The sequence below is a fragment of the Crocosphaera watsonii WH 8501 genome (genome assembly GCF_000167195.1).
GTDB classification, from domain to species: Bacteria; Cyanobacteriota; Cyanobacteriia; order Cyanobacteriales; family Microcystaceae; genus Crocosphaera; species Crocosphaera watsonii.
In genome coordinates, this window is the sequence record NZ_AADV02000109.1 from 1 (window position 1) to 13,488 (window position 13,488).

The window sequence follows — 13,488 nt, forward strand, 5'->3', positions numbered from 1 at the left end:
ATTCCCTTTTCCCTTCTTTTTGCTGTGTTCATTGGAGTGATGGAAATATTGCCGTTTATTGGGGCCACTTTGGGGATTGGTACTGTTACCATTATTTTGACTTTTATTAATTGGTGGCTGGCAATACAAGTATTAATCATATCTATTATAATTCAACAAATCAAAGATAATTTAATTGCCCCACGAATTATGGGAAATTTAACGGGACTCCCTCCGGTTATTATTTTTATTGCTTTATTACTCGGAGCAAAAATAGGTGGTTTATTGGGGGTTATTTTAGCCATTCCTTTAACGGGAGTTATTAAAGGAGTAACAGAAATTATCGGTGATCCCACATTACCACCCCAAACCGGGAGTCTTTTTTATAACCCTTTTTCTAAACTTTCATCAACAAAAGAATTGGAGTTATAGCTTTTTATTGTTCTTGTTGGTTATGATTATTTTCTTTCCGGGAGTTTCCTAAAGATTCAACCCGAAATCCTGGAGCCTGATAGTCTGAGGGAAGATAATTCTCTGGAATAGTAATTTGATGTCCATCCCTGATAGCTGCATAATGGGGTGAGAGAATTTCAATATCTGCTTCGTTACATTTATCTTGAATACTTTGATGAAGTTTTGAATAGGTTAATGCCATTTTTTCAGGGGTATTGGTAAAGGCTTTGATTGTATAGGCAACATAAAAGTCATCTAAACTGGTTTGTAAGACAAAAGGTTCTGGATTTTCGATAATTCCTTCGCTATCTTTAGCGGCGTTGATAAGAACTTCATGTACTTTTCGCCAAGGAACATCATAACCTAATGTAACCGTTGTTTTTAATACCAATGGTCTTTGTTGATCTCGAATCGAAGCGGTATAATTAGTAATATCACTTGCAAGGAGCGTTGCATTAGGAATAGTAATTACCTCATTATCTGGTGTCATAATTCGTGTCGTCAACATATTTTTCTCAAGGACACGCCCCGCCTTGTCATTAGCTGTAATCACATCTCCTACTTGGAATGAGCGTGTATAAATCAGAACAATTCCACTAACAATGTTCCCAACAATAGCAGTTGAACCTAGAGTAAATAAAGCACCAGCAAAAATAGAAATTCCTTGAAATCCAGCCGAATTAGATGCGGGTAAATAAGGAAAAATCAGAATACCTGACAATCCGATAATAAAGAACATTATCAGGTTATAAGTGGGTTCTGACCACTCTGGATAAAAACCATTAATGCGTATTCTCTCTTCTCCAATGGCATTAAAAAAAATACGTGCAAAGCGAATAGAATAATAAGCAATTAGTCCAATAACAGCAATGATAAATAGGTTAGGTATATACGAAAGTATCCCACTAATAACTAAATTAATTGAATCCCAAAAATTACTTAATAACTTAATTCCAATGGGTTGAGTCCAAGGAAAATAACTTAATACTAGGGGAAGATAGATATAAAAAACGAGAAAAACTAAAAAGATTCGGGTAACTGTAAACAGGAAAGAAATAAATTGGGCAACTTGGCGACCAGATATAAATTGTAGTCCTTGAAATTCCACTGAATCCAGTCTTTCTCTTTGCCAAGCTCGCAGACGATCAAAAATAGAAGGGAGAACTTTCTTTAATAAATACAAACTTAAAATTGCGATAATTGTAGCAATTATCGCTTTACCTATTCCCTGAGAAATTGATGTTTTAGTTCGGGCTTTTCGATAATCAATGATAGCATTTTCTATTTCTTCACGACGCTTATTGAGAAATTCCGAAAAAGTCAAACTTTCCGCCTCTGCATCTTCTTCTGCAAAGGTTATTATAATAGTATCATCGGCTTGAACCAGTCCCAATTCTTTAAGATTGACGATCCTAATCTGTTCAGGAGTAATAGCATTATTTTGGGCTACATCTTCCAGATTACTCATTGCTGTTTTAGCTCTACTTTCTGGAGAAAGTTCACCTAAAGAAGTTTTAATTGTAAAAATAGCCTTTCCATCCACTAAAACATCAGCTTCTTGAACTTCTACGGAATCTTTTTCTGCTTCTTCTGTTGTTTTTTCTCCGTCTTCTTCTGTTAGAGACTCTTCTGATTTTTTTGAAGACTGAGCAAGAATGATGGATGAAGATGGCGTTATGGAATGACTTAAATAGTTAAACTCAAGGGAGTATGAATCAAAACTAGGGGCAATGATAACCGTTAAACAAGAGACTATCAAACCAACAATGGTTATCCTAAAATACTTCCAGTATAATTTAAGCATAGGTAATCTCAAAATTAAGAATTTCTTTCTTTAATTGTTTAATTGAGAAGGCAAAGATAAGGGCGCATTTAAACCCCTATCATAGATAATGATATCCCATTGTCCCGAACGGTTGGACTCAAAAGCAACAAAGCGTCCATTACCGCTAATGCTGGGATGACGCACTTCTCCTAGTATATTTTTTGTAATGTTATCAGCCCGTGACGTTTGGCGATCGTAAACAAAAATATCTTGTTTTCCCTCTTGTTCGGAAACATAAACAATATAACGTCCGTCTGCACTAATATCGGGTTGATCCTGTACGCTGCCAAGTTGATTTAACCCGGGTAAGGGTAACAAACCACCGTTAATTTGGTCGTACAGCCAAACGCTGCGCTTTCCTTGGCGATCGGATGCAAACACCAAATATCTACCCTCGTAGGAAAAACGCGGATGCTGTTCAGAAGAACGAGTATTTAAGACATTTCCCAATGGTTGAGTTGGAGGGGTAATAAACCCAGAATCACTACAACTCACTAAAGTAATCAGAATACTAAGGCCGAAAAGCTTGAGGGAACTTTTTAAGCATTTAGGATGCAACTTCGCTATCAGAAGGAAGAACGCAGCAATTGACATCATCAAGGCACACTTTACCCCATTGCAATCCCCAACGAACTAATTCTACACGATTGTCTGTTTTTGTTTTGGTCAAAATGTTGCTGATATGATTATCAACGGTACGCTTACTAATCTCCAATTTCTGGGCAATTTCCAGATTAGTCAAACCAGTTGAAACGAGATCCAGAATTTGCATTTCTCGGCCAGACAGAGACACAGGGTTTTGAAACTTGGCACTGGTCATAGGTATTTATTGCGCTAGTACATTTACTTATCTGTTGTCTCTATTGTAGTGGATATTTGACCGTTAGGGGAGATAAATTTGCAAAACGCAAATAATTCTGAGTGAAGTGGACATTGCCCACCCCACTCAGAATTATTGTTCATCAATTATTTGTCGGTTCTGAAAAGGTTAATCGATTTCGGGGGCAACTAACACCGTTGAAGCTAACTCTTCGTCAATGTTATTGTGACGAGACATTTCCTGTTGCTGGGCAATGGTTGGTAAAGCGGAACGAGCTTTAGAAGCTACTTCTACGGTTTTGACATCATAGGTGGTTGTGGCCAACTTGGGATATAAACCGATACCAATGATGGGCAGTAACAAGCAAGCTGTGATGAATACTTCACGGGGTTTAGCATCCAAGTTAAATTTTGGTAACATTAACCCTTCATTTTTCTGTCCATAGAAGACAACTCGTAACATGGATAAGAGGTAAATGGGGGTTAAAATTAAACCAACTGCGGTCAAAAATATCACCACTGTCTTAAAGGTGGAACTGTAAACATCGCTATTAGCTACACCTAAGAACACGGTTAATTCTGCCACAAAGCCACTCATTCCAGGTAAAGCCAAGGAAGCCATGGATGCTGCCGTGAATAAAGCGAAGGTTTTCGGCATTTTCTCGGCTAAACCACCCATTTCGTCCATCATCAGGGTATGAGTGCGTTCGTAAGCGCTACCACAAAGGAAGAATAATGCTGCAGCGATTAAACCATGAGATATCATCTGTAAAACAGCGCCATTCATTCCTAACTCGGTAAAGGAAGCAATACCAATGAGAACAAAGCCCATGTGAGAAATTGATGAAGACGCTAGACGACGTTTGAGGTTGGTTTGGCCAAAGGCTGTAAACGCTCCGTAAACCACGTTAACTACCCCTAAAATTAGTAGTAAGGGAGCAAACTGAATGTGGGCATCAGGCAACATTTCAATGTTAAAGCGAATTAAGCCGTAACCCCCCATTTTTAACAAAACACCGGCTAAAATCATGGAGACAGGTGCTGAAGCTTGGCTATGGGCATCCGGTAACCAAGTATGTAGGGGAAAGATTGGCAGTTTGACACCAAATGCAATTAAGAAACCAGCATAGGCCAACACTTGTAACCCCATAGGAAATTCTTTCATTCCTAACTGGGCTATGTCAAAGGTAACTGTGTCACCGTAGAAAGCCATACCCAGGGCTGCTACTAATATAAAGATAGAGGCGAGGGCTGTATATAATATAAATTTTGTGGCTGCATATAGACGCTTTGGGCCACCCCAGATAGAAATTAATATATAGACGGGGACTAACTCGAGTTCCCACATAAAGAAGAACAATAGTAAGTCTTGTGCTGCAAATACGCCCATTTGTGCGCTATAAAGCACCAGCATTAGGAAATAGAATAAACGAGGCTTTTTATCTACCTTCCAGGATGCTAATAGGGCTAAGGTTGTGATTAAGCCTGATAAAACAATTAGAGGCATGGATAAACCATCCATGCCTACTGACCAGTTTAAGCCCAGTTGGGGAACCCAAGGATATGTTTCCTCCAGTTGAAACCCACTGTTATCAAAGCTGTATTGGTTGGAAACGGCGTATATTGTCAAGGCAAAGTTAAGTAAACCAACCCCTAACGCATACCAACGGACTGTCTTTCCTTCTTTGTCGGGAATTAAAGGAATGGCAAAAGCCGCTATTAAAGGGAGGAGGATGATTGCTGTGAGCCACGGAATTTCGTTGATAGCCATAGACTAAGAATAAATACTCAGGTTTGCTTGTTGCTATTATATAAAGTTTTGTAACAATTTGGAAAGAGGTATAGCAGAAAAATTTTCTAGCCCTATCATTGAGTTTTTTGAATTATAACATAATTTTTCATTTGTAAAAGGCAATGTATAGTTAAACACCTCCTTGATTCCGTCGGGGCGAACGGCCGTTCTCTCCGACAGGTAATATGGTCAAACGTGGTAATTTGTTCTAGGGGAACTAATTCCTTGTTTAAGCATGGGAGAGTGATATCTTGGGCGTTGAATTAAGAAGTTACGTTTATTTGGATCGTTTACAATCTCAACACGCGGCCTACATTGGAACTGTTGCGTTAGGGTTTTTACCTTTGCCTGGGGATGCTTCCTTGTGGATTGAAATTTCTCCAGGGATTGAAATTAACCGTATTACCGATGTGGCTTTGAAATCTGCGGTGGTTCGTCCTGGGGTGCAATTTGTAGAACGACTGTACGGACTGCTAGAAATTCATTCCACTAACCAAGGGGAAACCAAGGCAGCAGGACAAGCTATTTTGGCTGCTTTGGGTGTTAACCGAAGGGACTGTCTGAAACCAAGGGTGGTTTCTAGTCAAATTATTCGTAATATCGACGCTTATCAAGCACAACTGGTTAATCGTAACCGACGGGGACAAATGTTACTGGCAGGACAAACTTTATATGTACTTGAGGTACAACCTGCTGCTTATGCAGCTTTAGCAGCTAATGAAGCAGAAAAGGCTGCTTTGATTAATATTTTGCAAGTTTCGGCCATCGGGAGTTTTGGACGTTTATATTTGGGTGGGGAAGAAAGAGATATTATTGCTGCTTCTCAAGCTATTTTAGCCTCCTTAGAAAGTGTTCCAGGACGAGAACATGGTCAAGGGGTCAATGAGTAGTAAAAATAGGGGTTGATGCTGCTCCCAAAAACCTACCTAATATTGCCTAAAACTACTCATATTAGTAGAAAAAGTTCATAAATAGGTAGTTTTTTGTGTTTAAAACCCTAATATGATACAATTAAACTCAACAGTTTTGGTCATTATCTCAAAAATGCCATGTTGTTAGGCTTTAAAACCCAACTTAAATTAAATCAAACCCAACGTCAACAACTGGCTCGTCATGCAGGTGTCGCTCGTCATGCTTATAATTGGGGAAATGATTTGTGTCTGGCTATTTTAGACAATAATAAAAGTTGTTCAGACTCTGAAAAAATCAAATTTCCTACAGCGATTGATTTACACAAATGGTTAAACAAATTAGTTAAGCCCGATAATCAATGGTATTATGAGGTCTCTAAGTGCGCTCCACAATTTGCACTGAGACATTTAGCTTCTGCTTGGCTTGATTGCTTCAGGAAAAAGAAAAAAAGACCAAAATTTAAAAAGAAAGGACGACATGATAGCTTTACTTTAGATGGAACTATTCGCATTCTATCTTCTCATTTAATCCAAGTTCCCGTCATAGGAAAAGTGAAAACTTATGAGAGATTACCTACTATCTATCAACCGAAAAATATTACTATCAGCAGAGAAGCTGACCGTTGGTTTATTTCCTTTAGAATAGAAGTAGGGTCCATAGCTACCGACAAAGAAATAGATGTAGTAGGGATAGATTTGGGAGTAAAAACCTTAGCTACCTTATCTACAGGAGAAGTTTTTGAAGTAGCGTACTCTTATAAAAAACTATCAGCTAAATTAGCTAAACTTCAAAGAGAATTAAACAGAAAAAGCTTCTGTTCTTCTAACTCCAAAAAAGCTAAATTAAAAGTTCAGAAACTGCATAGAATAATTGCCAATCTTAGAAAAGATACATTACATAAATTGACATCACACTTAAGCAAAAACCACGCAGTCAATGTAATAGAAGATTTGAATGTATCAGGAATGATGGCTAATCATAAATTGGCGAAAGCCATAGCAGATATGGGGTTTTATGAGTTCAGAAGACAGTTAGAATACAAAAGTAAATTATATGGGTCAAAACTGGTTATAGTAGATAGGTTTTATCCTTCTTCTAAAACTTGTTCTAACTGTGGGGAGAAAAAAGACTCGTTACTATTATCTGAAAGAGTATTTTGTTGTGAAAAATGCCATTATCAAGCTCGTTAGGGATTTAAACGCAGCAAAAAACTTAGAAAAACTAGGTCAAGCTATGGCCGAAGTTACGCCTGTGGACAAGTCAGAGCCGACTCCCTTGGATGAAGCAGGAAGTAAAATAGACTCAAGCCGAGTTATCATCAGCCTAAAAACCTGATGGGTAAGTTTGAGTAAGTTTTATATAGCGGATAGGTTCTTGACAACAAATCACAACATTCCAATGCCACGACCAACACAATTTTTATTACAATTATCTGATGTGGGATTGAGTGATCCTTTAGGGAGACATAGCTTACTAGAAAATATTTCTTTTACCGTTCATGAGGGCGATCGCTTAGCCATTATTGGCCCTTCTGGCTCTGGGAAAACTACCCTATTACGTCTGATTAATCGTCTTCAAGATCCCAGTACAGGCTCAATTTTATTTCAATCTCAACCCTTAACACAATTTACAGTGATTCATCTGCGTCAACAAATAGTTTTAGTTCCCCAGGAACCCAAACTATTAGGTATGACCGTTGAAGATACCTTAACATATCCCTTAAAATTACAAAAATTATCCTCAACGGAAATTAAACAAAGATTAGAATACTGGCGATCGCAGTTACCCATTCCCGATGATTGGTTAGAACGTAATGAGTTACAACTATCTTTAGGACAACGACAACTGATCAGCATTGTCAGAGGTTTAATGATGCAGCCCAAACTCTTATTATTTGATGAACCCACCTCTGCTTTAGATCATGACAAAGCCTTGCAACTGCTCGAAGTGTTAAAGACTATAACAATAGAGTCCAAAACCGCCGTTATTATGGTAAACCATCAATTAGAACTTGTAGAACAATTTACACAACAAGTTTTCAAATTAAACCAAGGCAAACTGCAACAGTGAACAGTGAACAGTGAACCATAACTGATAACTGCTAACTGATAACTGATAACTGATAACTGATAACTGATAACTGATAATGGACTCTTCTAACCATCAACCGTACAAAAGTAAACTATTTAACTTTGTCAACCGTCAATCTTGGCAATGGCGCGATCGCTTGATTCGCAGCGCACAATATCTTAGGGTAGGGGTAGAATGGAGCTTACAAATCCTCATTTACCCTATATATTTAATGGTACAAGCAGGACGAGTAATCCCTAAACAGTTAAGACAGGGTTTTACTCAAAAAGCACTACCCACTAATAAAAATAATACTGTCACTTCTCCTGCTAAAGTTGATCAACCTTTAAGAAGAGTTTTGCAAGAAACAGAACGCTGTCTAACTCAAAGCAAAAGTCAACAGAAAAAACGAAATAATAATAATAATAAAATGCCTATCATGGTTCAAGGCATGGCTAATGAGATAAAGAATCATAACCTAGTTTTAGTAGCTGAAGATAACACAATTATTGATATTCTTTCCGAGGCACAACAAAAGCATTTAAAAAAATATATTAGTTTAGAAACAGCTAATTATTTATATAATCTTAAACAAGATAACAAGGTAAACCTGGGCTTAACAAATAACTTTTCTACAAAAGGTAATCATGTTTTACCTCCCATTCGTTGGTTTTGGAAAGTCATGGTTTGGATGCAAACAGGGACTTTAGCGATGAACATAGACTTGTTTGGAGAATCTTCTTTAGTTCCTATAGTACCTCAAAACACGATTACCTCTTTATCAACTAATTCTCAGTTTTCTCAGCAAGAAAATAACATAAAATCCTTACAATTATCTTCTTATTTTAGCGAGAAAATACAACTATTAAGAGAATATATTAAACACAAAAGTAATGAGTCGTTAAATATTGAAAATGAAGATCCCTTTCGGATAGAATTTCTTATTTATGCTGCTGTTGATTACTTTTTTAATCAAGTTATACCTCATAAGCAATTGGCATCTGATTTACCCCGAAAACAGTTAAAATCATCAATTGTGTCTGCTGATAATTTTATTGGTGAAACAATGGATGATCCCTGGTTATCTGGAGATGTTTTAGAGCAACAACTTTCCGTTGTCAATATTCCTTCTTCTTTTCAATCTTCCCCTGCCTTATTATCTCAGTCTGAACTATCTTCCCATCAAGCTAAAAAAGATTTCAAAAGAAAGAAAAGAAAAAAAGTAAGTGCTGCAAAAAAGAAAAAATATTTGGGTAAATCTCTCGTAAATTCACCAAAAACAAATAACTCTCAAAAGTCTATTACTTCTAAGTCTAAGCATAAAATAGAAAAAATATCCTCCCATTATATTGAAACTGAAGCCAAAACTACTGGTTATGTTAAGCATCCTTTAGTTAGAATTTTAGAATGGTTAGACTCAGCTATTCATTGGTTAGAAAAGTTAATCAATAGGTTAAGTAAGCTATTGCGAAAAAAACGTTAGCTACTCCCAAGTAACACCAGCACAATGATCGTTAAGAGTTTATTGCTCATCGGTAAAGACTATAGTATAGCTTGTAATTATCCTTAATATTGTGTAGAGTATTAGGGAAATATTAAACTTTTACTTTGTTAATTTACACTTAACTCTCACTTACATTTTAAACTTTTGTATCAACTTTTAGGAAGTGTTTCTCAGAAATAGTCAGAATTTTCTGAGATTTCTGTAAGGAAAGAAAAAGTTTTTTATAGATATAATAAAATTCCAACATGGGGGATGGCAAATAGTATATAAATTGCTTAGGATTTTGAAGAAGTCCAACAGGAACAAGGATATATATTCTTGTGTTAAACGAACGCCATAGATGAGATGAGGAAAAAAGTAGTGAATACAACAATCATGAGACAACTTTGGTCAATCATTGGAGAAAATTCTGGGAAAACCTTAGTAGGGTTAAATGACTCAGATTTAATCAATCATATAATTAGCAAGCTAAGTAGCCAACAAAACCTATCTTCTGAAGACTGTGGACTGATCAGCACCTATCTCAGTTCCAGAATTTTGCTGATTCGGGAAATGGCGGAATATAGTTTGAGTCATTAACTATATGTTAAGTTAAGTATATAAGAAAAACTTTTTTAACATAAAATCTGAGATGGTGCAGTCTTCTATCACAAACCCCACTACTCCGAACAATGAGAAAACCTGGTATTGGCGAGGTTATCCCATTACCTATAATCATTGTGGAGACACAGGTCCTGCTGTTTTATTGGTGCATGGTTTTGGCGCATCTTGGAGGCATTGGCGGAAAAATCTCCCCGTTTTAGGCAACTCCTGTCAATGTTATGCCCTGGACTTAATCGGGTTTGGTGGTTCGGCTAAACCTACCCCAAAACAGGAAATTGACTATACATTTGAGACATGGGGACAGCAAGTGGTTGATTTTTGCCGAGAGGTGATCGGTAGTCCTGCTATCTTAGTGGGTAATTCTATAGGTTGTGTGGTGGTAATGCAAACCGCTGTAGATCATCCCGAATGGGTTTTAGGAGTAGCTGCCCTTAATTGTTCTTTAAGATTACTGCACGAACGTAAACAGGCAAGTTTACCCTGGTATCGTCGGGTTGGTGCCAATGCTATGCAGCGTGTTTTAACCAATAAGGCTATCGGTTCTTTCTTTTTTCAACAAGTTGCTAAACCAAATACTGTCAAAAACATTCTTTTACAGGCTTATCATCGTTCTGAGGCGGTTACAGATGAATTAGTTGAACTGTTACTCAAACCGGCCCAAGATCAGGGGGCAGCAGAGGTATTTTTAGCGTTTACGGGTTATTCTCAAGGGCCTTTACCAGAAGACTTATTACCCCGTTTAACCTGTCCAACCATTCTTTTATGGGGAGATAAAGACCCTTGGGAAAAGATTGAAATAGGTCAAGAATGGGCAAACTATCCTACAGTGGACCAGTTTATTCCCTTAGAAGGTGTCGGCCATTGCCCTCAAGATGAAGCCCCAGAATTAGTTAATCCTATTTTAGAAGAGTTTATTGTTAAGTTGAAAGATTAATGATTATTACTTCTGAGATTAAGAGACTGTGAGAATGGTAGGGTGTATTAGCGTAGCGTAATACACCAAATAAGAGGATTGTGGTGCATTACGGCAGAAAAAAAGTAGGTAAATCACCCCAAAAATTATAGCGTGCCTAACGCACCCTACTTAATATATTTTTATTGTTTTGAGAGAAAAAAATAGAGGTCAACAACCGTCGACCTCTACCTCAAAAAATGTTAACTTTCTTAAACCGTAGTATTAATTTTGTAACCCACATTCCGCACATCTTTTGTCCCATAAAAGATTATGGCTTGGAAACCTGCTAAAACTCAGTGGGCAAACAAATGAACTCATAACGGGGTTGCAAGACATAATCTCAACCTGACAAGATTAAAGTGTGAGGGTCAAGTTGTTTTCAATTATTTTTAAACGGCTACTCAACATATTTATCCTTGTCAGTGGAACATCCTACCTTTTGATTTGAAGTGATTAGAATATCATTTTCCCAGTACCAAACAAGTTTGTTTAATTCTTGGTTGATGAGTTTCAATCTTTTTGTAGGTTGATAAAGATATAAAGATTAATCATTAAAATTCGCTAAAAAAATGAAATTATAATCAATATTCAGCAGATATATCGTTATATATATTCAAAAAAATACAAATATGCTTATTTTCTCTGTACTAACTGTTCTCATGCTTAACAAAAATTAATAAATCAATCGAGTTGTTAATTGGGTCTTCTTTTGGAAGAACGATAAAATCAATACTTAAGTAACTACAACCAAGAAAAGACAATTTTAGGGAGTTCTACGGAGGAAGCTTACGGGGAAAAAGGTAACAATGGAACTATAAAGACACCCCCTCATTAATTTCTATCATAAAACAATGTTTAGCACCACTGGCAAAAAGGTATTAACAAGACTGTTTCTCTGGTTATTATTTGAGATATCTTTAACTTGTTTAGGTTTAGATGCTCACGGGGTGACAAGCCCGTTAAAACCCTGATTGAAAGAGGGTTTCAGCCGTGGCGATCGCTCTATAAATTGTCAAAAACTAGAGGGCTTATTGAGAATAAACAATAATGATAATCATTCTTGCCGTGTGTGTGGGGGGGAGGAGGGTTACACCGTCCTCCCCCCCACAGGGTTGATGCTCAAAATCAACCCCTTGGGCAATATTAGTTTTTATTAAATAATAAAAATTGGTTTATTTTGGATAGTTACATCTAAAATAAATCATCTCCCACTGGTTATTTTATGTTAAGATAAAATAGGGGAATTAAGCCGTCTTATCTATTATGGACATGGCTTGTAACCCTTTTTTATAATTGTTGAGTTTCTGGGGATTATTGCTCATCATAATTGAAATAAAATCAGAGCAAAATTCCCAAGCGTGAATCCAAAGAGAGCCATAAAGTCCTATCCAAAAATTACTATGTCTTCGGTCACGTCTTGATTTTTCAGTTAGACGAGCAATATATTTTCCTTGATTGGTTTGTCGAAATGTTTTGCCTTTTAAAGAAGTAGCAGTGTAAGCGATCGCTATTAATAAAATCAAGGAATTTAGTCGTTTATTATTGGCTTTACTTCCCTCCAAATTATAACCCCCTGTCTTACAATCCTTGAACATAGCTTCAATACCTGCCCTGGCTCGATAGACTTTCAAGACCTCTGATAAACTGTCTAAGTTGGTAAGAATAAACCAAGGCTCTTTTTCCTGTTTGCCCTTGTATTTTCTTTTCCAATATGCTCCCACATTAAAGTTTCCAAACCCTTTATTTTTAGTGACTGAAACCCCAGTTAAAAACATCTTCATCCCAGGTTTCATTCCTAACTGCGAAAAAGTTTGATAATCTTCATCATCTTTTTTCTGGTTTGTACCTTGTTTCTGACGAAAAGCGAAGAATAACTTTTGTTTTTTACTTTTTTGTTTCAACCAATAAGCTAATTTAACACTGTGGAATTCTCGGTCTCCAAGAATGACTAACTCATAGTTTTTTAGAAGACAAAGAACAGGTTGAATTAATGCCTGTTGTTCAGATAATCTGCTGGCTCCTCTTTTCCCTAAAAGTGTCTAATAGATGGGTAAAGCCCGCTTTTTCCAGATAACAGCAACCATGAAAACATTTTTATCTTTCCATTGGGTTCGGTCAATTGTTATAATCAGACGAGAGCCAGTCTTAAATTCTTTACAAATAATAGCTTTAATCACAGGAAACCAGAATCTGGGAATGGCTAAAGCTGACAAAACTAGGAATCTCTGGATATGTTTACGACGACTTTGATAAAGGATTGGTAAAGGAAAACAAGCTGCTAACCTTTCTATTCTAACCTGTTTATGTACTGTCAGCAACCACAGTAAAATTCTAAAAGCCTCGAACTGTGTTTGTGTTAAATGTTTGGTAAAATGAGATTCATAAACTGCTAAAAAGCTCATGATTTAAGTTATAAAACGATTAAGGACAATCTGATTATTATTAGCATAAAATCGGATTGTTTTCTCTCTTTTAGGAGTTGACGCTCGCGCATCAAAACAGTTTGGGGGGGCAGGGCAATCGCATTTAATTTTTGAAAAGCTGACTGCATAAGAGGTTTCGCGATCGCCGTTCAT

General features: G+C 36.9%; 9 protein-coding genes and 2 pseudogenes. 6 read left to right on the forward strand and 5 right to left on the reverse strand.

What is annotated here, in order from left to right; all coding sequences use genetic code 11:
- A partial coding sequence (locus CWATDRAFT_RS23580; RefSeq protein ID WP_007307362.1) for an AI-2E family transporter occupies positions 1-411 on the forward strand: 411 nt, incomplete at its 5' end.
- 4 nt (positions 412-415) lie between these two features.
- On the opposite strand, the gene CWATDRAFT_RS23585 is transcribed toward CWATDRAFT_RS23580, so the two are convergent.
- From CWATDRAFT_RS23585 to CWATDRAFT_RS23600, 4 genes are all read right to left on the reverse strand, one after another.
- The gene (locus CWATDRAFT_RS23585) at positions 416-2,236 is read right to left on the reverse strand and encodes a mechanosensitive ion channel family protein (protein WP_007307373.1); all 1,821 of its coding nucleotides are present in this window, start codon (positions 2,234-2,236) and stop codon (positions 416-418) included.
- 30 nt (positions 2,237-2,266) lie between these two features.
- Positions 2,267-2,854, reverse strand: coding sequence for a TolB family protein (locus CWATDRAFT_RS23590; protein WP_007307372.1), 588 nt, complete (start codon positions 2,852-2,854; stop codon positions 2,267-2,269).
- Complete coding sequence (gene pedR / locus CWATDRAFT_RS23595) at positions 2,805-3,077, reverse strand: photosynthetic electron transport-dependent transcriptional regulator PedR (RefSeq protein ID WP_007307371.1); 273 nt, start codon at positions 3,075-3,077, stop codon at positions 2,805-2,807. Before pedR ends, CWATDRAFT_RS23590 begins: the two co-directional genes overlap by 50 nt.
- A gap of 168 nt (positions 3,078-3,245) precedes the next feature.
- On the reverse strand, positions 3,246-4,847 hold the full coding sequence (locus tag CWATDRAFT_RS23600) for an NAD(P)H-quinone oxidoreductase subunit 4 (protein ID WP_007307370.1): 1,602 nt from the start codon (positions 4,845-4,847) through the stop codon (positions 3,246-3,248).
- Between the two features lie 272 nt (positions 4,848-5,119).
- On the opposite strand from CWATDRAFT_RS23600, the gene CWATDRAFT_RS23605 reads away from it, so the two are divergent.
- The 5 genes and pseudogenes from CWATDRAFT_RS23605 (at position 5,120) to CWATDRAFT_RS23630 (ending at position 10,891) form a co-directional block, all read left to right on the forward strand.
- Positions 5,120-5,758: a hypothetical protein gene (locus tag CWATDRAFT_RS23605; RefSeq protein WP_007307363.1), complete on the forward strand. Its 639-nt coding sequence runs from the start codon at positions 5,120-5,122 to the stop codon at positions 5,756-5,758.
- A gap of 159 nt (positions 5,759-5,917) precedes the next feature.
- Positions 5,918-7,115: pseudogene (locus CWATDRAFT_RS23610) on the forward strand (RNA-guided endonuclease InsQ/TnpB family protein).
- A 63-nt stretch (positions 7,116-7,178) separates the two neighbouring features.
- Positions 7,179-7,850 (forward strand): ABC transporter ATP-binding protein, encoded by a 672-nt coding sequence (locus tag CWATDRAFT_RS23615; protein ID WP_007307365.1) that lies wholly within the window; start codon positions 7,179-7,181, stop codon positions 7,848-7,850.
- A 76-nt stretch (positions 7,851-7,926) separates the two neighbouring features.
- On the forward strand, positions 7,927-9,333 hold the full coding sequence (locus CWATDRAFT_RS23620) for a hypothetical protein (RefSeq protein ID WP_007307366.1): 1,407 nt from the start codon (positions 7,927-7,929) through the stop codon (positions 9,331-9,333).
- Between the two features lie 652 nt (positions 9,334-9,985).
- Complete coding sequence (locus CWATDRAFT_RS23630; protein WP_007307367.1) at positions 9,986-10,891, forward strand: alpha/beta fold hydrolase; 906 nt, start codon at positions 9,986-9,988, stop codon at positions 10,889-10,891.
- A 1,265-nt stretch (positions 10,892-12,156) separates the two neighbouring features.
- Here the strand turns inward: CWATDRAFT_RS23630 and CWATDRAFT_RS40360 are convergent.
- Positions 12,157-13,314, reverse strand: a pseudogene (locus CWATDRAFT_RS40360) (IS4 family transposase).
- Positions 13,315-13,488 lie beyond the last annotated feature (174 nt).

Coding starts and splice junctions, on each gene's coding strand:
- CWATDRAFT_RS23585 (WP_007307373.1), bottom strand. CDS start 2,236: ATGCTTAAATTATACTGGAAGTATTTTAGGATAACCATTGTTGGTTTG.
- CWATDRAFT_RS23590 (WP_007307372.1), bottom strand. CDS start 2,854: ATGATGTCAATTGCTGCGTTCTTCCTTCTGATAGCGAAGTTGCATCCT.
- pedR (WP_007307371.1), bottom strand. CDS start 3,077: ATGACCAGTGCCAAGTTTCAAAACCCTGTGTCTCTGTCTGGCCGAGAA.
- CWATDRAFT_RS23600 (WP_007307370.1), bottom strand. CDS start 4,847: ATGGCTATCAACGAAATTCCGTGGCTCACAGCAATCATCCTCCTCCCT.
- CWATDRAFT_RS23615 (WP_007307365.1), top strand. CDS start 7,179: ATGCCACGACCAACACAATTTTTATTACAATTATCTGATGTGGGATTG.
- CWATDRAFT_RS23620 (WP_007307366.1), top strand. CDS start 7,927: ATGGACTCTTCTAACCATCAACCGTACAAAAGTAAACTATTTAACTTT.
- CWATDRAFT_RS23630 (WP_007307367.1), top strand. CDS start 9,986: ATGGTGCAGTCTTCTATCACAAACCCCACTACTCCGAACAATGAGAAA.